Here is an 18,707-nt window from a genome sequence, read left to right as displayed (position 1 = left end):
ATGAAATAAAAAAGAGACCCTAAGGCCTCTTTTATATTAATTGAATAAATCTTTTACTTTATCAAAAAAAGTTTTTTCCTTTCCGGATGGTTCTGCAACCATTTCTCCGCTGGACATTTGCTTTTCAAAGAAGTCTTTCTGCTCCTTAGTAAGCTTTTGAGGTGTCCATACATTGATATGAATGAACATGTCTCCTTTACCATAGCTGTCAATGCTTGGAAGACCTTTTCCTGCTAATCTTAAAATTTTTCCGGATTGAGTTCCTGGATCAACGGTAATTTTCACTTTTCCGCCTACTGTAGGAATTTCTTTTTTCGTTCCTAAAGCAGCTTCAGCAAATGAAACATACAATTCCTGGTGAAGGTTATCACCTTCTCTCTTGATGGTTTGGTCTACTTCCTCTTCAATGATGACTAATAAATCACCCGGAACTCCACCAAATGGAGCGTCATTCCCTTTTCCTCTTACATTAAGCTGGATGCCGTCTCTTGCTCCTGCTGGAATATTAATAGTAATTTCCTCCTCATCTTTGATAAGACCTTGAGCATTAGCTCCGGCAGGAATTTTATCAGCAACCTTTCCGATTCCCTGACAAGTACTACAAGTAGTCTGAGTCTGCATTTGACCAAACATCGTGTTCATCACTTTAAGCTGAACACCGGAACCGTTACAGGTAGGACACGTTTTTGAAGTGGCACCTTCTGCCACCTTCATTTTTTTTACTTTAATGGTTTTGTGAGTTCCATTTACCATTTCTTCAAGGTTCAGCTTGATTCTGATTCTTAAATTAGAACCTTTCACCTGCTGACGGCCACCGCCGCCACCGCCAAATCCTCCGAAACCACCACCGAAAATATCTCCAAACTGGCTGAAAATATCTTCCATGTTCATTCCGCCTCCGAAGCCTCCGCCTCCGAAACCACCATTTCCACTCATTCCGGCGTGACCGAATTGGTCATATCTGGCACGTTTCTGATCGTCGCTTAATACTTCGTAAGCCTCAGCAGCTTCTTTAAATTTTTCCTCAGCCTCCTTATCCCCTGGATTTTTATCCGGGTGGAATTTAATGGCCATTTTACGGTATGCTTTTTTTATTTCGTCGGCAGATGCAGATTTGCTGATCTCAAGAACCTCGTAATAATCTCTTTTTGACATGACAATTTAATAATTGATTGTTGATAAATGATAAAAGATATTGTAAAGCTAATAAGTGAAACATTCATCAATTATCACTCATCATTTATCATTTATGAATTCTAGTTTCCTGTTACTACTTTTGCAAAACGGATTACCTTATCATTCAAAGTATATCCTGTTTCAATAACATCTACGATTTTCCCTTTCAGCTCTTCTGATGGAGCAGGAATTTGAGTAATAGCTTCATGGAAATCTACGTTGAAGCTGTCACCAGCATTCACATCCATAGCTTTTAGTCCTTTTTCTGTAAGTTTATTTTTGAACTTCTGATAGATAAGCTCCACCCCTTGAAGGTCAGATGGATTTCCATTTTTAGCGATTTCTTTTAATGCTCTTTCAAAATCATCTAAAACGCCCAACATAGAAACCATCATATCCTGATTGGCATATTGGAAGAATTCTATTTTTTCCTTAGAAGTTCTTTTTTTATAGTTTTCGAATTCAGCATATAATCTGATGTAACGGTCTTTTTCTTCTGCCAAAAGTTCCTCAGCAGAAGGAGTTGCTGTCACATTGTCCTGAGACGTTGCCTCATTCTGAATGTTGTTATCTTCCTGATTATTGATGCTTTCTTCGTTGATATCCTGATTTTCCATAATTCAATATTTATTTACTGAATTGTTTGACAAAGACTCTGCCAAAGGAAAAAAACAGGACATTAAGGCAGAAAAACAACGGGAATAAATGGGCTATTTTGACAAGAGATGATTAGACATGAGGTAGAAAGATAATAGATGAATAAATAAAAGATAAAAGACTGGGAAAGAAGGAAATGAATTCTAATTTTAAATTTAAGTAGATTGAATAACCCACACTTAAACACTAAACCTTAAACCTTAAACTTTGAATCATCATACCCTAAATCTCAAATCATAAAATCCGATATCAATTATTGCTGTCCTGTAAACGTCTGATACAACAGGTATAGGTTTAAAACAATGATAATTGCCGAGATTACCCAAACACAAACCTTTAAGAACGGTTTATTCACAAATTCACCCATTTTAGCTTTGTCATTGGTGAACATGACTAACGGAACTACGGCAAAACTTAACTGCATTGATAAAATAACCTGGCTTAAAACCAATAATTCTGTTGTTCCCTGCTCTCCATAAAGAATAGCAACAATTAATGCAGGAATAACTGCAATAAGTCTTGTGATCAATCTTCGTAGCCATGGTTTTAATTTAATATTTAAAAAACCTTCCATGACGATCTGACCTGCTAAAGTTCCTGTAAGGGTAGAATTTTGCCCGGAAGCCAATAACGCAATTGCAAATGCAATACTGGCCATTGAAGCTCCTAAAATTGGAGTTAGCATTTGGTAAGCATCATGGATGTCAGCAACATGTTGATTTCCTGTAGTATGGAAAGTTGCAGCTGCGAGGATCAAAATGGCAGCATTGATAAAAAATGCCAACATCAAAGATACTGTGCTGTCTAAAGTGGCAAATTTAATAGCTTCTTTCTTACCCTCCGTATCACGGGTGTAATCCCTTGTTTGTACAATACTGCTATGAAGGTACAAATTATGCGGCATCACAGTAGCTCCTAAAATACCAATTGCAATGTAAAGCATCGCAGGATTTTGAATGATCTCTTTTTGTGGTACTAATCCACCTAGAATTTCACTAAAAGCAGGCTTGGAAATAACAATTTCATAGGCAAAACAGGCTAGAATTACAAAAATAAGTCCACCTACAATACTTTCGATCCATCTGAAACCCTTTGCCTGAAGGAGAAGAATAACAAGTACATCTACCGTCGTAATTACAATTCCCCAGGTCAACGGAATATGGAATAACAGATTTAGGGCTATCGCTGAACCAATGACCTCGGCGAGATCACAGGCGGCAATAGCTATTTCACAGAAAACCCAGAGAATAAAATTGGTAGTAGGATTGAAATGATCCCTACAGGCCTGTGCTAAATCCCTTTCTGCCACTACACCAAGCTTAACAGATAAGTGCTGTAAAACCACTGCAAAAATATTGGAAATAAGAATGACCGAAAGTAGGGTATATCCAAACTGAGCCCCTCCGGCAATATCTGTAGCCCAGTTTCCCGGATCCATATATCCTACAGCTATCATAAGTCCGGGCCCTGCAAACGCAAGGTACTTTCTCCAGAAGCTGGCTTTTTTAGGAACTTTAATAGAAGAATAAACTTCTGATAAAGAGTGTGATGTTTTATCTTTTCGCCAGGCGCTTTTTAAATTGAAATTCATAAATGTTAGAAATGACTAACAAATTTAATTAAATAAATGTAAACACAAAAATAAGGACATAAAAAAATCCCGGAAAGTGATTCCCGGGATTTAATTTTTATTGATTCTAAAGATTATTTAGAAAATCTTACAGACATTTTTCTGTCAGCAGCTCTTTCAGCATCAGAAGCTTTTGCATCTACTTTAGCAAATTTACTTCCGTACCCTTCCGCTCCAAGTACCTGAGCACCAACACCTGCTTTTGCTAAAGCAGCTTTGATATGATCAGCTCTTGCCTGAGATAGTTTTACGTTAGAAGCTTCGTTTCCTGTTTTATCAGTGTATCCACCAATTTTAATTTTTGCATCAGGGAAAGCCTTAAGAATAGCTACTAAGTTATCCAACTGTCCTTGTGATCCAGTTTCTAATTCAGTAGAGCTACCCATTTTGAAGTTTACATGGTCGAAATCGTACCATTTATCTTTCAATGCTGCATCATCAGCTGCATTTTTGTATCCGTCAGATTTCAGGAATGCAATCATCTGATCTTCCATACCTCCTTTGTATCCTTTCAGCATTACTCCGTTAAGGTCGATGTTTTCATCGGTTTTAGTTGCAGGAGTAGCTGTGGTAGCTGGTGTGGATGTCGTTGCAGAAACTGTATCTGTGTGTGTTCCTGTGGAGTCTGAGGTTGAAGTCATTGTAGTTGTCGTTTGCTTCTTCTCACACTGTTTCCAAAGGAAATATCCAGCTGCGATTAATAATAAAAGCGGAAGCAACCATTTCCAGATTGAGCCTCCGCCTTGATTATTATTGTTATTATTTTCAAATTGTTCTCTTATTTCTCTTGCTCCTTCACTCACGTTTTCTCTTGCTGTAGCAACACCTTCAGCGATGTTATCCTTAGCAGTAGATGTTACTGAAGAAACGGTTTCTTTAGCCTGACCAAACCAATTTTCAGCTCCTAATCCAAAAGAAGCTAAAGAAAGACCTGCCGGCAGTAAAGAAGAAATAATGCCTTTCTGATCATTCAGTAAGCTGGAAATACCCGAAGCCCCCAAGTTATTGTCGGCTGCATATTTTCCTACTGTGCCTACTGTAGCCCCGGTAACCAGGTTTAACAAAGAACCTGCAGAATTGTTGCTGATTCCTGAAAAACTGGCAATGGAATTCACTAATCCGCCTACTTTATCTCCAAATAGAGAAGATAATAAGTTAGTAATGATAGGATTACTAGACGATCCGCCTATTAGATTTCCTAAGATTCCACTTGAAGAAGCTTTTGTGATAGCATCCACAACGCCAGGGTTGTCTGCGTTATTGGCTAATCCACCTACTACAGCAGGCAATAAGCCACCAATTGCTTTAGAAATACCGGATTCGCTTTCTCCAAACTGTGATGCAGCCTGTGAAACCAAAGCGGGACCTAATTGTCCTTTAATTAAATCAATGACATTTAAAGACATAATAATAAATTTTTTTGATTAATGTTGAGATAAATTTAAACAAAAATCCGTCCAAATGTCACTTTTTTTTGAATATTTCTTTGAAAATTAATGATTTTTTTTAAAATTGTTAAAATTATTAATACGCTTTTGCGAATAATACACGTCTCGTAGAAGGTTTCCCAGAAATCAACGAAATACCTTCTTCGATATCATCATCTAAAGGAATACATCTGATTGTCGCCTTCGTTTCGTTCTTGATTTGTTCTTCCTCTTCAGCTGTACCATCCCAATGTGCGTAGATAAAACCTCCTTTTTCTTCAAGAACTTTTTTGAATTCTTCGTAAGTATCCACTTTGGTAATGTTATCTTTTCTGAAATTGGCTGCCTTGTTATAAATATCCTGTTGAATGGTTTTCAGTAAATCTTCAATATAAGAGTCTAAACCTTCGATGGAACGAACTTCTTTAGTAAGATTGTCTCTTCTCGCAATTTCCACAGAATTATTTTCAAGGTCTCTTGGTCCCATTGCAATTCTTACCGGAACACCTTTCAATTCATATTCAGCAAATTTCCATCCCGGTTTGTTCTGAGTATCATTGTCAAACTTCACAGAAATGCCTTTAGCTTTTAATTTAGCCTGAATTTCCAGAGCAACTTCGCTGATTTGAGCCAATTGTTCTTCCCCTTTGAAGATAGGAACAATTACGACCTGAATTGGAGCCAATGTTGGAGGCAGTACCAATCCGAAATCATCAGAGTGCGTCATAATTAAAGCTCCCATCAAACGGGTAGAAGTTCCCCATGATGTAGCCCATGCATGTTCGATTTTTCCTTCTTTATTAGTGAATTTTACGTCAAATGCTTTTGCGAAATTCTGACCTAAGAAGTGAGAGGTTCCTGCCTGAAGAGCTTTTCCGTCCTGCATTAATGCTTCGATACAATATGTTTCATCTGCCCCTGCAAATCTTTCAGAAGGAGTTTTTAATCCTTGAATGACTGGTATTGCCATAAAGTTTTCTGCAAAATCTGCATATACTTTGTTCATTTTTTCAGCTTCTTCAATTGCTTCATCTTTTGTAGCGTGAGCAGTATGTCCTTCCTGCCATAAGAATTCTGCTGTTCTAAGGAACAGACGGGTTCTCATTTCCCAACGGACAACGTTTGCCCACTGATTGATAAGAATAGGTAGATCTCTGTAAGACTGGATCCAGTTTTTATAAGTATTCCAGATAATTGCTTCAGATGTAGGACGAACAATAAGTTCCTCTTCCAGTTTTGCATCCGGATCTACAATCAGTTTAGAAGGATTATCAGGATCCGTTTTTAATCTATAGTGAGTAACTACCGCACATTCCTTTGCAAAACCTTCTGCATTTTTTTCCTCAGCCTCAAATAAGCTCTTGGGTACAAAAAGCGGGAAGTATGCGTTAACGTGACCTGTTTCTTTGAATTTTTTATCCATTTCATCACGCATTTTTTCCCAGATTGCATAGCCATACGGTTTGATTACCATACATCCACGCACTCCTGAGTTTTCAGCTAAATCAGCTTTTACAACCAGCTCATTATACCATTTGCTGTAATCTTCGCTTCTTGAGGTTAATTTTGCCATTATCTTTTAAAATTTTTTTAACTTTTGCACATTATTGTTATCTAAAAATAAAAATCTATTTTTGATAGATTTTTTAATCAGTATTGGTACATTTTTGGTACAGATTGCAAATATAATTTAAATTAAAAATTTTTACGTTATCATGAAAAGAAATATACATAAAAATTTGCTTGGTCTGCTAAAATCTAAAGGGATATTAGCAATTTCAGGCGGATTATTGCTTATGTCTTGTGGTGCTCAGATGGGAGGGTATAGCGAGACAGATGGGGTATATTATGACCCCAATAAGGATACGCTGCCAGAAGGAGTTATCATTAATGGTGGCGGAAATAGAGTAGGAGATTATTACGACTACTATCAGGATTCTAATGTGATTCAGAATGCACAGACGAATTCCAGAGAACAGCAAAATAGATATAATGAATGGAGTGATGTGAATGCCAACTGGGGAACTGCAACCAACTCTGATTGGGGAATGTATGCAGGCTCACAAACCAATTACTATGACAACTCCTGGGGATGGGGATCTCCTTGGGGCTGGTATGGAGGATATAGTCCTTATTGGGGCTGGAACCGTGGCTGGGGCTGGGGTGCTGGTCTTTCATGGGGTTGGGGCGGATCATTCGGCTGGGGCTGGGGAGGTTCTTTCGGATGGGGAAGCCCATGGGGTTACGGATATTCTCCTTATTGGGGAGGATTCTATGATCCGTTCTGGGGCGGTTATTATGGTAACCCATACTGGGGCTACGGAGGTGGCTACTGGGGTGGTTATAACAGACCTTATAGAAGAAGTGGTACTGACAGCGGCTTCCGCAATTCAGGTATAAATAATGCTGTATATAGAACAAATACAGCAAATACAGGATTTAGAAGTAACGGTTTCAGAAATACCAATGACGGTGGTTTCAGAAACTCTAATTCTAATGGTGGTTTCAGAGATGGAAATACAGGTGGATTCAGAAATGGTAATTCAGGAGGATTTAGAAATGGAAACTCCGGTGGTTTCAGATCTGGTGATGCAGGTGGATTCCGTAATTCTAATCCTCAAACAAGACCGAATTACCAACAATCACAACCAAGATATAATAATGGTGGTTTCAGATCTAATGATTCAGGAGGTTTTAGATCCGGCGGTGGATTTAATTCAGGCGGCGGTGGCGGCTTCAGATCTGGTGGTTCATCAGGTGGAGGCGGTGGCTTCAGATCCGGCGGATTTAGGTAATTTAAAAATTAATAAAAACTATTAAGAAAATAATGTTAAAAAAATCTTTAGTATTAATGAGTATTTCTGCTGCTTTTTTTGCGCAGGCTCAGGATATATCAGTGATTAGAAACTCTGCTGAGATTTATTCAAATTCTCCTAATGTTGGTTCTTCTAAGTTTAATGCAATGGCAGGAGCAAATGGAGCATTAGGAGGTGATGCAAGTTCATTATTAACAAACCCTGCAGGTTTAGGAGTTGCTATTTCAGGAGATGCTTCAGGGACGCTATCAATTAACAGTAATAAAAATACCAGTTCATTAGCAGGATCTTCAGTAAATTATACTTCTAATAAAACAGATATTGGAAATGCAGGTGGAGTAATAGCTATCCCATTGATGTCAAAGACCGGATGGAAATTTATCAATATTGGGGTTAACTATTCTAATCAATCTATTGAAAACTATGTAGAATCTCCGGGAAATCAAAATGTAATAATTTCTAAATCACTTAAGGATTCCAATGGGAATAATGTGAATGGAAAAATGTCTTATCTAGGACATAATTACGATAGATTGGGGAATCAGTCTAAAATGAATATTGGTGTTGGTGCAAACTATGAAAATCGTTTATATATAGGTGCGGGATTAAATTTCCACTATGCCAGCATTGACCAAAGTGAACATGCTTTATTCGGATTGGATTTAGATAATTCTGTAGATAGCTATAAAAAACAGTTTACTCCTTATTCTGAACGTTCAAATGGATTTTCAGCAAGTATTGGGGTTATTGGGAAGATCAGTAATCAATTAAGATTAGGAGCCTCTATAGAAACTCCTACCTGGTGGAATATTGACAGAGCATACAGTGAGTATTATGTAAATAAGGACGATAATAATAATATTTATTATAATAATTATGGTGAGGACAGATCGTTCAGATCACCTATGAAAGCTACAGTGAGTGCTGCTTTTGTTCCTAATAAAAACTTTGCATTGAATGTGGATTATACTTTAGGACTTACTAAGCCTAAATATACAGTAAGAGGTGGTGCTGAAGCAGACTTGAATTCATTTTTCAATGACCTTTACAAAAATGTATCGGAAGTAAAAGTTGGAGCAGAATATAGAATTCAAAATTTCAGACTAAGAGGAGGTTATGCTTATGCTTCAAGTCCTTTTGATGCCTTTTCAATTAATGCATATAACAATGCGGGGGCAATTGGAAATACCAATTACAGTGATATGATCCTAGGTTCAAGAAATACAATAGGAGCTGGTATTGGATATGATTTTGGACAGTTTTATGTAGATGCAGCATATCAGAATATTACTTCTAATTATAAAAATGTATTTTTATATGGAGATGCAGATGCGGGGACAGGATATTATTCCGGTAATTTTGATGTGGCATCCCCTGCCTCAGTAGTATCAGACGTTAAAAATAACAGAAATAACTTCTTTGTTACTGTCGGTTGGAAATTCTAATTTCCAGTTGAGATAATGAAATAAAAATAAAAGCTCTGAATTTCAAAATTCAGAGCTTTTTTTATGTCTAAAAATAAGTTTTAATGATGATGGAAAATATGTATAAACAGAGCTAGAGAAACTCCTAATACCACCAGTCCTATTTTAATCCAATCAATATTGTGATTTTTATTGCTTTCAAAAATAATTACCGATGAAATGTGAAGGAATATTCCGCCCACAATCGCCAGGAAATAAGGTTGAAGATCCGGATTGAAATAATTTCCCAATAACATTCCCATAGGGGATGCCAATGCAAAAAGAGCTACAATCAATAGGGATGGGTAAGAAGATGAACTCTTTGATTCTCCTTTTCTGTTGAATAAGAATGCGCCCAGAATAAATGAAATAGGAAGATTATGAAAAACGATTCCCAAAAGATAAGGAGATAATTCATGCTCTTCATTGGCCAATGGAATTCCTTCAATAAATGCATGAATGAAAAGCCCTACCATTAAAGCCATGGGTAGAATATTGTGCTCACTATGATGATGGAAATGCCCATGCTCAAACCCTTTGGTAAGTGCTTCCAGGATCATTTGGAGAAGAACTCCTGCAATAACGAATATTCCCAGACTGCTGCCTGCTGAAGAGGTATAAACTTCAGGGAAAACTTCGTTCAGGCAGATCGTAATCAGGAAACCTGCACTTAATATCAATAGATTTTTAGCCAGCTTTTCCTTTTTACCAAAGTGTTTTCCCAGCACAACTCCGGCTATTACACTTACAATCAGTAAAAGTACTGTTACCATTATTTTTTCTTAAATAAATTGATGCAACGTGGGGAACTTTCTTTATTAAACTCATTGAGCTGATAATCTCCCCATATTTTTATTCTTTCAAAACCACATTCTGAAGCATAAGCATGAATAGCATCCAATGTGTGAAGCTTTACTTTTTCAAAGAAATGAAATGACTGACCTTCTGTTTCAAAACGAATATCTTTAATCACATGTCTGCCTTCGATTTTTTTCAAAATCTTAAAATCAATATCACCACGGGTAATTACTGTTTCGGGAACTATTGAGTTTCTGACATATTCTTCATTCAAATAATCTAAAACAAAATATCCTCCCGGTTTCAATACATTGTACACCGACTGAAATACTTTTTTGTCATCATTTTCATTGTCAAAATACCCGAAACTTGTAAACAGGTTGAAAACAGCATCCATAGGATCTGCATCAATTGGGTTTCGCATATCATGTACCTGAAAAATCAGGGTTTGATTTTCATATTGTTTATCAGATTCAATACTTTGTCTTGAAAGATCCAGACCTAATACATCATACCCCAATTTGTTGAGGAAAACAGAGTGTCTTCCTTTTCCACAGGCAAGATCAATGATCTTGGATTGAGGCGGAAGCTGTAGATCCGCAGTAAGTTTTGTAATGAAGTTTTCAGCTTCAGTATAGTCTCTATTGCTATACAACAAATGATAATAAGGGGTATCAAACCAAGATTCAAACCATTCCATAATGCAAAAATAACTAAATTTGTGGTCTTAAAAGCAAAGTATTTTACAACATGGAAAGATTGAAAAATTCAATTGAACAATAAGTTGGATGGTTAATCTTTTAATTATTAATGCTTTAAAACTTTTAATTCAAAATTATGGATATAGAAAATCTACCAATACAGATCAAAACATTCTTCGGACTTGAGCAGATTCTGGCGGAAGAAATCAAAAAACTAGGGGGAAGAAAGGTTGAAATTAAAAACAGAGCGGTTAATTGTGAAGGAGATCTTGGTTTTCTTTATAAGATCAATTATTCTGCAAGAACAGCGTTGAAGATTTTAGTGCCGATTCACGAGTTCAAAGCTTTTAACCAGCATCAGTTTTATGACCGGTTATTCAAATTTGATTGGGCTGAATTCATGGATGTCGATCAGTCTTTTTCGATTGATGCTACCGTAAATTCTGAAACCTTCAAACATTCTCAGTTTGTAACCTTAAAAATGAAGGATGCTATTGTAGATTATTTTCAGGATAAATTTAAAAGACGTCCGAATGTAGAAACCCGAAATCCGGATATTAAATTCCATCTTCATATTGACAGAGAATTGGTAATGATTTCTATGGATTCTTCCGGTGATGCTTTATTTAAAAGAGGATACCGAAGAGAGCAAGGAGAAGCACCAATTAATGAAGTTCTTGCAAGCGGAATGCTTCAGTTGGCAGGCTGGGATGGAAAAGGGAATTTCCTTGATCCGATGTGCGGTTCCGGAACATTACTGATTGAAGCAGCAATGATTGCTATGGACCTTCCGGCTCAAATTTTTAGAAAAAGATTCGGATTCCAGAATTGGAAAAACTATGATGCTGATCTATTTTCAAAGATTAAAGAATTCAGAATCAATAGAGTGAGACAGTTTGATGGAAAGATTGTAGGCTATGATATTGATGCAAGAATGCTGAATGCTGCCAGAATGAATGTGGAAGCCGCAGAAATGGAAGATGTGATTGAGATCAAAAAGCAGAATTTCTTTGATTCCAAAAAAGAACTTTTCCCATTATTGATGGTATTTAATCCGCCTTATGATGAGAGGATTTCGATCAATGATGATGATTTCTATAAAAAGATAGGAGATACGTTTAAAACGAATTATCCGAACACACTTGCATGGTTGATTTCATCTGACCTTGAGGCTGTGAAGAAAATCGGATTACGTCCTTCAAGAAAGATTAAGCTGTTCAACGGAAAGTTGGAAACAAGATTCCTACAGTACGAGATGTATGAAGGAACAAAGAAAGTACATAAATTGGAAAATAAATAAAGATTTAGATATGTCCTGGAATTTGTTAGAGATATTTGATATTGTTTTGGATGTATTTGGTCTGTTTAGTTCCGGATCAAAATCATCACGTTCAAAACCTAAAAGACAGGCTTTAAATCATAATGTAATATCTCAAAAGAAAGAGCTAAAAGATCCTGATATTTCACAGAAAAAATAACTGCAACAGGTTTAAGTTTAATTAACGGCTGTAACTATAACAGAAACCATTCTGGAAGTATTATTTAATATTTTTATTATTTACAATTGATTGAAAGTAAATTTACTTGAATAAGCTGTTAAACTGTTTGTAGGTTGTTCTGCGAATAACTAATTTTGAAAAATTTTCAATTTGAAGCCTAGTATTTCTATTATTGTTGCCATTTACAACCGAAAGGATGAACTTTTCGAGTTGCTGACTTCTTTGACTCAACAGACTGACAGAGCGTTTGAAATTATTATTGTTGATGATGGCTCAATCATTGATCTGAAACCTACCATCAGGAATTTCGAAGAGATACTGGATATTAAATATTTCAGGAAAGATAATTCTGGACCAGGGCTTACAAGAAATTATGGAGCACAAAGAGCAGCTAATAAATGGCTGGTATTTGTAGATAGTGATGTGATTGTAGAAAAAGATTATATCGAACATATAAAAAATGATATCCTAACGATTCCTTGTGATGCATTCGGAGGAGCAGATAAGGCTCACAAAGGCTTTAATCTGATGCAGAAAGCGATTTCATATTCCATGACTTCTGTTTTTACTACCGGAGGAATCAGAGGAAGTAAAAAGGCGGTTTCAAAGTTTCAGCCCAGAAGTTTTAATATGGGAGTGAAAAAGTCAGTTTTTGAAAAAGTAGGCGGTTTTTCTGAGATGAGAATAGGAGAGGATCCGGACTTGTCGATGACGCTATGGGAAAACGGATTTACAACTGCTTTTTTTGATGATATTGCAGTGTATCATAAACGTAGGGTAGACTTTGGAAAATTTTCCAAACAGGTATATCAGTTTGGCTGTGCAAGGCCAATTCTTAATCAGAGGCATCCGAACTATGTGAAAATATCCTTTGCATTTCCTACCTTGTTTATGTTAGGCTACGTTATGGGATTTATTGAATATTTTATGCTTGGAAAAGGATTTATTCTTTCTTTCTATGGATTGTATACATTTTTGGTGTTTTTCCATGCTTTATTATTGACTAAAAATATCAGCATTGCCGGAATGGCGGTGATCTCCACCTATATTCAGATGTTTTCCTATGGATATGGATTCCTGAAATCCTGGGTTCTGCTAAATGTTTTCAGAATGAAACCTGAGGATGCATTTCCAAATCATTACTATAAGAAATAGTATTTGCCTCCCACAGATACACGGATTTCACAGACGTGGATTTTACAATAAAAAATAAAGAAGGCTGTTTCAATAGAGACAGCCTTCTTTTGTACAATAAAATTTAGGATATAGAGATGTTTTCATGGGTAAGAACTCCTACTTTCAGCATACATTCTTTCATTTTATGATAAGTTCTTTTGATGTCGTGGTCCAAACCGATCGAGAATCTGATTAATCCATCAGAAATACCGATTGATGCACGTTCTTCTTCCGGAATTTCGGAAGAAGTTGATTTTCCTGAGCAGGAGAACAGGGTTTTATAGAAACCTAAGCTTACCGCCAGATACCCAAGGTTTTCTGTCTGCATCATTTCCATCAGTTCATTGGCTTTTTCTGTAGTTCCTGCATCTAGGGTTAATAATCCTCCGAATCCATACTCATCATCAATCATGCTTTTCATGAGTTCATGATTCTTATGAGATGGTAAGCCTGGATAAGAAACTTTTAAGCCATCCTGTTCAAATCTTTCTGCAAGATACATGGCATTATGGCTGTGTTGTTTTATTCTGATATGAAGGGTTCTCAGGTTTTTCAGGATGCTTGATGCTCTTAAACTGTCCATTGTTGGTCCCAAGAGCATACATGCTCCGGAGTTTACATTTTTAGTATCATCAATAAACGCCTGCGAGCTGCAATATACACCCCCCACAGTGTCACTGCTTCCGTTGATGAATTTCGTTAAGCTATGAATGACAACATCTGCTCCAAATAATTGAGGGGAAATAGAAAGCGGTGAAAATGTATTGTCTACAATCAGTTTTAGATTATGTTTTTTACAGATTTCAGAAAGTTTTCTAAGGTCTGCCACTTCAAGTAAGGGATTACTCACGCTTTCGCAGTAAATCACCTTTGTATTGGGAGTAATAGCGTTTTCAATAGCATCAAAATTATTAATATCTACAAAGGTAGTCGCTACATTAAATTGAGGTAAAAAGTTTTTAAGGAAAGCATAGGTTCCCCCATAGATGGTTCTGCTTGAAATGATATGGTCACCACTTTTACATACCTGCATCAAAACCGAAGTAATAGCTCCCATTCCGGATGCTGTAACGTTGGCAGATTCTGTATTTTCCATTTTTGCTAAAGCCTGAGCCAGATAAAGATTCATGGGTGATGAATGTCTGGAGTACAGGTAGCATCCTTCTGCGTTTCCTTCAAAAGTGTCAAACATAGTCTTTGCAGAAAGGAAAGTATAGGTAGAGCTATCAGAAATAGAAGGGTTTACTCCTCCGAATTCGCCGAAATACTGAAGATCCTGGATTTCGTTGGCTGCGTTAAAGTTTTCCATAAACATTGTTTTTATTTTACGAGCCTAATTTGCATCATTTTCCTAATTATTACAATATAAATTTGAATTTATAGAATATAAAACTGTGAAATGTTGTTTATTTAGAAAATATAATTGCTATCTTCGGAAATATTAAATTTTCACCAAAAATTTATCTATGGAACTTGATGATACTGATAAAAAACTGTTGCTGTTTTTGCAGGAAGACTGTAAACAAACTACCAAACAGCTAGCCGGTAAGCTTGGGCTATCGGTAACAGCTGTTTATGAGCGAATAAAAAAGCTGGAAAATGCTGGTGTTATTTCAAAGTATGTAGCCTTATTGAATAAAAGCAAGGTGCAGCGTAATTTTATTATTTTGTGTCATATAAAACTAACGCAGCATAAGAAAGAGTTTGTTTTGCAGTTTGAAAAAGAAGTGATGAACCTCCAGGAAGTCACAGAATGTTTTCATGTAAGTGGAGATTACGATTATATTCTTAAAATAGGAGTAAAGGATATTGAAGACTACCGGAATTTTATGTTGACGAAGCTTACGACACTTCAACACATCGCAAGCACGCACAGCTCATTTATGATTTCCGAAGTAAAAAATACAACTGCAATTGTTTTGTAAGTGATTATAGTGATAAAATTTCCTATGAAAAGTCACTATTATTATTCATTACCAATTGCTTATTATTTATCTTAAACTAAGACTCCGTTTTTAGAGGAAATCGGATCAGGTAAATCTGTTTCGCCCACCATTTGTAAAAGATCAATTTCAATGGTTCGGCAGATGGAAAGCATCGGAACATCAAACATAAGTCCTGCAAAGGGATTTTCCGAATAATCTCCTACGAGTTCCATGATAATGTAGATCCATCCAATAATAATACAGAAAGGAATAGAGGTCCAGATTCCCCAATCTCCTAATTTTGCAAATTCGTTCACCAGTCCAAGAGGAAGGAGTGTAATAAACAGAATATTAAATACGAAAGCAGTGCTGGCAAACTGTCTTGGAGAAGGAAATTTTTTAATTCTCTCTGCCTGCCCCTGAAAACCATAAAACTCATTCAGGCTGTTTTGTAGCTGTGTCTGATTGAAATCTGTGATGGCATTCATATTTTTCAACTCATTGATATCTTTAGCCTGTTGTGAGATGAGGTAAGTCGCAAAGTTTTTATAGGTGCTTTTCAGATCATATTCTTCTTCTGAAAGATACTTATGTAAGAAAATAGGAGCTCTTCCATAATCTGGAAAGCCTGCTTTAATTAATCTGTTTCTTCTGAGATTGATATTTCCGAATTTATTATTTTCACTACTGATGTGTTCCCATTCTGTAGGAACTAAAAGTTGTTCGCGGAAAGTATATAGCCATGCAATATGACGGTTGATGATTTTTTTCTTACGATCTTCAAGATCAAAAACACCTATTTCTTCATTTTTGGTATCGAAGGCCTGTACCATTGATGCAAATGAACGACTGGAGTTCACGATTCCGCCCCATATTTTTCGGGCTTCCCAAAGTCTGTCATAGGCCTGGTTATTTTTAAAACCTACTAAGAAGGCTTCCGCAGTACCAATCAATGCTACAGGAACCCATGGAATGGTCATCCAGTGCCAGTTAAAAAAATAAAAAAGTACAGCGATCAGGGTACACCAGATAGAAATTAAGATAAGATGTAAACCGGATAGATTGAGAACCTGTTTATAATTGACATATTTGGTTGTAATCATAAAAATGAATGTGTTTTGCGTGTACAGACAAAATAAGTACCAAACTTTTTAAGAGTTTATCGAGAAATGTCTGTTATAAATTTAATTTCAGTTTTTGTTCAGGTTTAATGTTCTAGGATTGAGTTTGATAAATCCTAAATAAAAGTAATGAAAAAAATGCATAAAAAAACCTCTAAATAATTTTAGAGGTCTCATATTTTATATTGAATTAATATTGTAGCATTTCTTCGATCTTTTTGGAGAGTTTTTCAGCATTTGGAAGCATTTCTTTTTCCAATACAAGATTGATAGGAACGGCAGGTACATCTAAAGATCCCATCGTTTCAACAGGAGCGTCAAGATATTTAAAGCAATTCTTAGAAATTCTGTGTGCGAATGCTTCTGCAAAAGAGTTGTTTAATTGCTCTTCTGTCAATACAATACATTTTCCGTGAGCTTTTGCTCTTTCAAAAACCAATTCTTCATCCAATGGAATGATCGTTCTTAAATCAATTACTTCAACCCTTCCGTTAAAGTTCTTAGCTGCTTCTTTCGCCCAGTAAACTCCCATTCCGTAAGTTACAACTAATAAGGTTCTGCCTTTTTCCGTTTCATCTTTATCAGCTTCTATGATGATTTTTCCTTTTCCGAAAGGTAAAACGTAATCTTCAGCCGGTTCAATGGTTTTAGCATCCTCTGTTCCAGGAACTTTACTCCAGTATAATCCTTTGTGCTCTAGCATAACCACCGGGTTCGGATCGTAGTAAGCTGCTTTTAATAATCCTTTGAAATCTGCAGCATTACTTGGGTAGGCTATTTTGATTCCCTTAATATTGGCCAGAATGCTTTCAACACTTCCACTATGGTAAGGTCCACCGCCTCCATAAGCTCCGATAGGAACACGGATAATGTTGCTTACTGGGAATTTTCCTCCACTTAAGTAGCTTGATTTTGATATTTCTGTGATTAATTGGTTGATTCCAGGGTAGATGTAATCTGCAAACTGAACTTCAACAATTGGTTTTAAACCTACGGCACTCATCCCGGTTGTAGACCCGATAATGTAAGCTTCCTGAATTGCCGTATTGAAAACTCTTTTGCTTCCGAATTTTTTACCAAGAGTCACTGTCTCACGGAAAACACCACCAATTCTTTCTCCTACATCTTGCCCATAAAGGAGAGCTTCAGGATGCTTCCACATTAGTTCCTGTATGGCATGAATGGCAGCATCTACCATCACGATCTTTTCTCCGTTAGCAGGTTCACGAGTTCCTGTTTCCTCTGTAATTGGAGTAGGAGCAAATACATGCTGCATTACGGTTTCAGGTGTTGGATCTTCAGCATTTTTAGCTTTTTCAAAAGCTTCTTCAGCCTCAAGACGTGCCTTTTTTGTGATTTGTTTTAAAAGATCTTCGTCTGCACCTGTTTCCAGTAGGTGTTTTCTAAGGATTTCTCCCGGATCTTTAGCTCTATGTTTTGTTAAATCTTCTTCGTCTCTATAAAATTCTCTTCTTACTCCTGAAGTGTGGTGTCCGATTAATACTGTTTTTGCACAGACAACCAAAGGTTTTCTCTCTGTTCTTACAAAGTCTACAGCCTTTTTCATAGCTTCGAAACTTTCCACGAAATCAGTTCCATCAACTCTCATTCTGCTTAATCCGGTAAATCCTGCTACAAAGTCATAAGCATCACAAGTTCTTGCTTCCTCTTTGGTTACAGAGATTCCCCATTCATTATCCTGAACAAGGAAGATGATAGGAAGTTGATGTAGTGCTGCAAATTGTAATGCTTCACTTACTTCACCTTCAGTTACAGAGTTGTCACCAAGACTGCAGACCACTACAGGATTATTTTCAAACTGTTGAAGATCGAAATCCTGGATGTATTTTATTCCTTGCGCAACACCTGTTGTAGGAATAGTCTGCATTCCGGTTGCAGAACTCTGGTGAATAATCTTTGGTTTATTTTCATCCCTGCTTGAAGGGTGGGAGTAATAGGATCTGCCTCCTGAAAAAGGATCATCAGCTTTAGCCAGTAGTTGAAGCATCAATTGGTAAGGCTCAAACCCAATTCCTAAAAGAATGCTTTCATCTCTGTAATAAGGGGAAACCCAGTCTTCCTTTTTTAATTGGTAAGCCGTTGCTAATTGGATGGCTTCGTGGCCTCTTGAAGTACTGTGAACATATTTACAGATGTTTCTGTTTTCCTCATAAATGTCGGCCATTGCTTTAGCAAGCATCATATGATTGTACGCTTTAAGTAAAATATCCTGAGAAACTTTTTCGTGAAGTGCATTTTCCATAGGAAGCAAATATATATAAAAAAAACAAAATACTAACAAGTGTTAGTATTTTGCA

16 protein-coding genes are annotated in these 18,707 nt (G+C 36.6%); 6 read left to right on the top strand and 10 right to left on the bottom strand.

What is annotated here, in order from left to right:
* Positions 1 to 36: 36 nt before the first annotated feature.
* The 5 genes from dnaJ to proS all read right to left on the bottom strand — a co-directional run bounded on the left by dnaJ (position 37) and on the right by proS (position 6,463).
* The gene (dnaJ, locus tag EG344_RS04180; protein ID WP_123859840.1) at positions 37 to 1,155 is read right to left on the bottom strand and encodes a molecular chaperone DnaJ; all 1,119 of its coding nucleotides are present in this window, start codon (positions 1,153 to 1,155) and stop codon (positions 37 to 39) included.
* Positions 1,156 to 1,256: 101 nt separating this feature from the next.
* Positions 1,257 to 1,793, bottom strand: coding sequence for a nucleotide exchange factor GrpE (locus EG344_RS04175; RefSeq protein ID WP_123859841.1), 537 nt, complete (start codon positions 1,791 to 1,793; stop codon positions 1,257 to 1,259).
* A gap of 293 nt (positions 1,794 to 2,086) precedes the next feature.
* Complete coding sequence (locus EG344_RS04170) at positions 2,087 to 3,424, bottom strand: Nramp family divalent metal transporter (protein WP_123908450.1); 1,338 nt, start codon at positions 3,422 to 3,424, stop codon at positions 2,087 to 2,089.
* A 113-nt stretch (positions 3,425 to 3,537) separates the two neighbouring features.
* Positions 3,538 to 4,869 (bottom strand): OmpA family protein, encoded by a 1,332-nt coding sequence (locus tag EG344_RS04165; protein WP_123908449.1) that lies wholly within the window; start codon positions 4,867 to 4,869, stop codon positions 3,538 to 3,540.
* A 118-nt stretch (positions 4,870 to 4,987) separates the two neighbouring features.
* On the bottom strand, positions 4,988 to 6,463 hold the full coding sequence (proS, locus tag EG344_RS04160; protein WP_123908448.1) for a proline--tRNA ligase: 1,476 nt from the start codon (positions 6,461 to 6,463) through the stop codon (positions 4,988 to 4,990).
* Between the two features lie 142 nt (positions 6,464 to 6,605).
* Between proS and EG344_RS04155 the strand changes: the two genes are divergently transcribed.
* Together EG344_RS04155 and EG344_RS04150 are read left to right on the top strand one after the other, a co-directional pair.
* Positions 6,606 to 7,685 carry a prolyl-tRNA synthetase gene (locus EG344_RS04155; RefSeq protein WP_123908447.1) on the top strand — a complete coding sequence of 360 codons (1,080 nt, stop codon included), beginning with the start codon at positions 6,606 to 6,608 and terminating at the stop codon, positions 7,683 to 7,685.
* 32 nt (positions 7,686 to 7,717) lie between these two features.
* Positions 7,718 to 9,151 (top strand): OmpP1/FadL family transporter, encoded by a 1,434-nt coding sequence (locus tag EG344_RS04150; protein WP_185145588.1) that lies wholly within the window; start codon positions 7,718 to 7,720, stop codon positions 9,149 to 9,151.
* Positions 9,152 to 9,231: 80 nt separating this feature from the next.
* Here EG344_RS04150 and EG344_RS04145 read toward each other — a convergent pair whose 3' ends face one another.
* Together EG344_RS04145 and EG344_RS04140 are read right to left on the bottom strand one after the other, a co-directional pair.
* Entirely contained in the window at positions 9,232 to 9,942 is a 711-nt protein-coding gene (locus EG344_RS04145) for a ZIP family metal transporter (RefSeq protein ID WP_123908446.1), read from the bottom strand.
* On the bottom strand, positions 9,942 to 10,667 hold the full coding sequence (locus tag EG344_RS04140; protein WP_123908445.1) for a class I SAM-dependent DNA methyltransferase: 726 nt from the start codon (positions 10,665 to 10,667) through the stop codon (positions 9,942 to 9,944). Before EG344_RS04140 ends, EG344_RS04145 begins: the two co-directional genes overlap by 1 nt.
* 137 nt (positions 10,668 to 10,804) lie before the next feature.
* Here EG344_RS04140 and EG344_RS04135 point away from each other — a divergent pair, with 137 nt between their 5' ends.
* The 3 genes from EG344_RS04135 to EG344_RS04125 all read left to right on the top strand — a co-directional run bounded on the left by EG344_RS04135 (position 10,805) and on the right by EG344_RS04125 (position 13,322).
* On the top strand, positions 10,805 to 11,968 hold the full coding sequence (locus EG344_RS04135) for a class I SAM-dependent RNA methyltransferase (protein WP_123908444.1): 1,164 nt from the start codon (positions 10,805 to 10,807) through the stop codon (positions 11,966 to 11,968).
* A gap of 10 nt (positions 11,969 to 11,978) precedes the next feature.
* Positions 11,979 to 12,146 (top strand): hypothetical protein, encoded by a 168-nt coding sequence (locus tag EG344_RS04130; RefSeq protein ID WP_164464384.1) that lies wholly within the window; start codon positions 11,979 to 11,981, stop codon positions 12,144 to 12,146.
* 171 nt (positions 12,147 to 12,317) lie between these two features.
* Positions 12,318 to 13,322, top strand: coding sequence for a glycosyltransferase (locus EG344_RS04125; RefSeq protein ID WP_123908442.1), 1,005 nt, complete (start codon positions 12,318 to 12,320; stop codon positions 13,320 to 13,322).
* Positions 13,323 to 13,425: 103 nt separating this feature from the next.
* Here EG344_RS04125 and EG344_RS04120 read toward each other — a convergent pair whose 3' ends face one another.
* Positions 13,426 to 14,652 carry an aminotransferase class I/II-fold pyridoxal phosphate-dependent enzyme gene (locus EG344_RS04120; RefSeq protein WP_123908441.1) on the bottom strand — a complete coding sequence of 409 codons (1,227 nt, stop codon included), beginning with the start codon at positions 14,650 to 14,652 and terminating at the stop codon, positions 13,426 to 13,428.
* A gap of 157 nt (positions 14,653 to 14,809) precedes the next feature.
* On the opposite strand from EG344_RS04120, the gene EG344_RS04115 reads away from it, so the two are divergent.
* Complete coding sequence (locus EG344_RS04115) at positions 14,810 to 15,268, top strand: Lrp/AsnC family transcriptional regulator (RefSeq protein ID WP_123908440.1); 459 nt, start codon at positions 14,810 to 14,812, stop codon at positions 15,266 to 15,268.
* Between the two features lie 71 nt (positions 15,269 to 15,339).
* On the opposite strand, the gene EG344_RS04110 is transcribed toward EG344_RS04115, so the two are convergent.
* Positions 15,340 to 16,371, bottom strand: a complete 1,032-nt coding sequence (locus tag EG344_RS04110) for a bestrophin family protein (protein WP_123908439.1) — start codon at positions 16,369 to 16,371, stop codon at positions 15,340 to 15,342.
* Positions 16,372 to 16,579: 208 nt separating this feature from the next.
* Positions 16,580 to 18,652, bottom strand: coding sequence for a thiamine pyrophosphate-dependent enzyme (locus EG344_RS04105; protein ID WP_123908438.1), 2,073 nt, complete (start codon positions 18,650 to 18,652; stop codon positions 16,580 to 16,582).
* Positions 18,653 to 18,707 lie beyond the last annotated feature (55 nt).

Origin of the sequence: Chryseobacterium sp. G0162 (genome assembly GCF_003815715.1) — a bacterium.
Lineage (GTDB): Bacteria > Bacteroidota > Bacteroidia > Flavobacteriales > Weeksellaceae > Chryseobacterium.
Note: the sequence above shows the minus strand (reverse complement) of the source record. Positions and strands in the feature narration are given on the sequence as shown.

Coding starts and splice junctions, on each gene's coding strand:
- EG344_RS04145 (WP_123908446.1), bottom strand. CDS start 9,942: ATGGTAACAGTACTTTTACTGATTGTAAGTGTAATAGCCGGAGTTGTG.
- EG344_RS04140 (WP_123908445.1), bottom strand. CDS start 10,667: ATGGAATGGTTTGAATCTTGGTTTGATACCCCTTATTATCATTTGTTG.
- proS (WP_123908448.1), bottom strand. CDS start 6,463: ATGGCAAAATTAACCTCAAGAAGCGAAGATTACAGCAAATGGTATAAT.
- EG344_RS04135 (WP_123908444.1), top strand. CDS start 10,805: ATGGATATAGAAAATCTACCAATACAGATCAAAACATTCTTCGGACTT.
- EG344_RS04175 (WP_123859841.1), bottom strand. CDS start 1,793: ATGGAAAATCAGGATATCAACGAAGAAAGCATCAATAATCAGGAAGAT.
- EG344_RS04155 (WP_123908447.1), top strand. CDS start 6,606: ATGAAAAGAAATATACATAAAAATTTGCTTGGTCTGCTAAAATCTAAA.
- EG344_RS04130 (WP_164464384.1), top strand. CDS start 11,979: ATGTCCTGGAATTTGTTAGAGATATTTGATATTGTTTTGGATGTATTT.
- EG344_RS04110 (WP_123908439.1), bottom strand. CDS start 16,371: ATGATTACAACCAAATATGTCAATTATAAACAGGTTCTCAATCTATCC.
- EG344_RS04150 (WP_185145588.1), top strand. CDS start 7,718: ATGTTAAAAAAATCTTTAGTATTAATGAGTATTTCTGCTGCTTTTTTT.
- EG344_RS04165 (WP_123908449.1), bottom strand. CDS start 4,869: ATGTCTTTAAATGTCATTGATTTAATTAAAGGACAATTAGGTCCCGCT.
- EG344_RS04115 (WP_123908440.1), top strand. CDS start 14,810: ATGGAACTTGATGATACTGATAAAAAACTGTTGCTGTTTTTGCAGGAA.
- EG344_RS04105 (WP_123908438.1), bottom strand. CDS start 18,652: ATGGAAAATGCACTTCACGAAAAAGTTTCTCAGGATATTTTACTTAAA.
- EG344_RS04170 (WP_123908450.1), bottom strand. CDS start 3,424: ATGAATTTCAATTTAAAAAGCGCCTGGCGAAAAGATAAAACATCACAC.
- dnaJ (WP_123859840.1), bottom strand. CDS start 1,155: ATGTCAAAAAGAGATTATTACGAGGTTCTTGAGATCAGCAAATCTGCA.
- EG344_RS04120 (WP_123908441.1), bottom strand. CDS start 14,652: ATGGAAAACTTTAACGCAGCCAACGAAATCCAGGATCTTCAGTATTTC.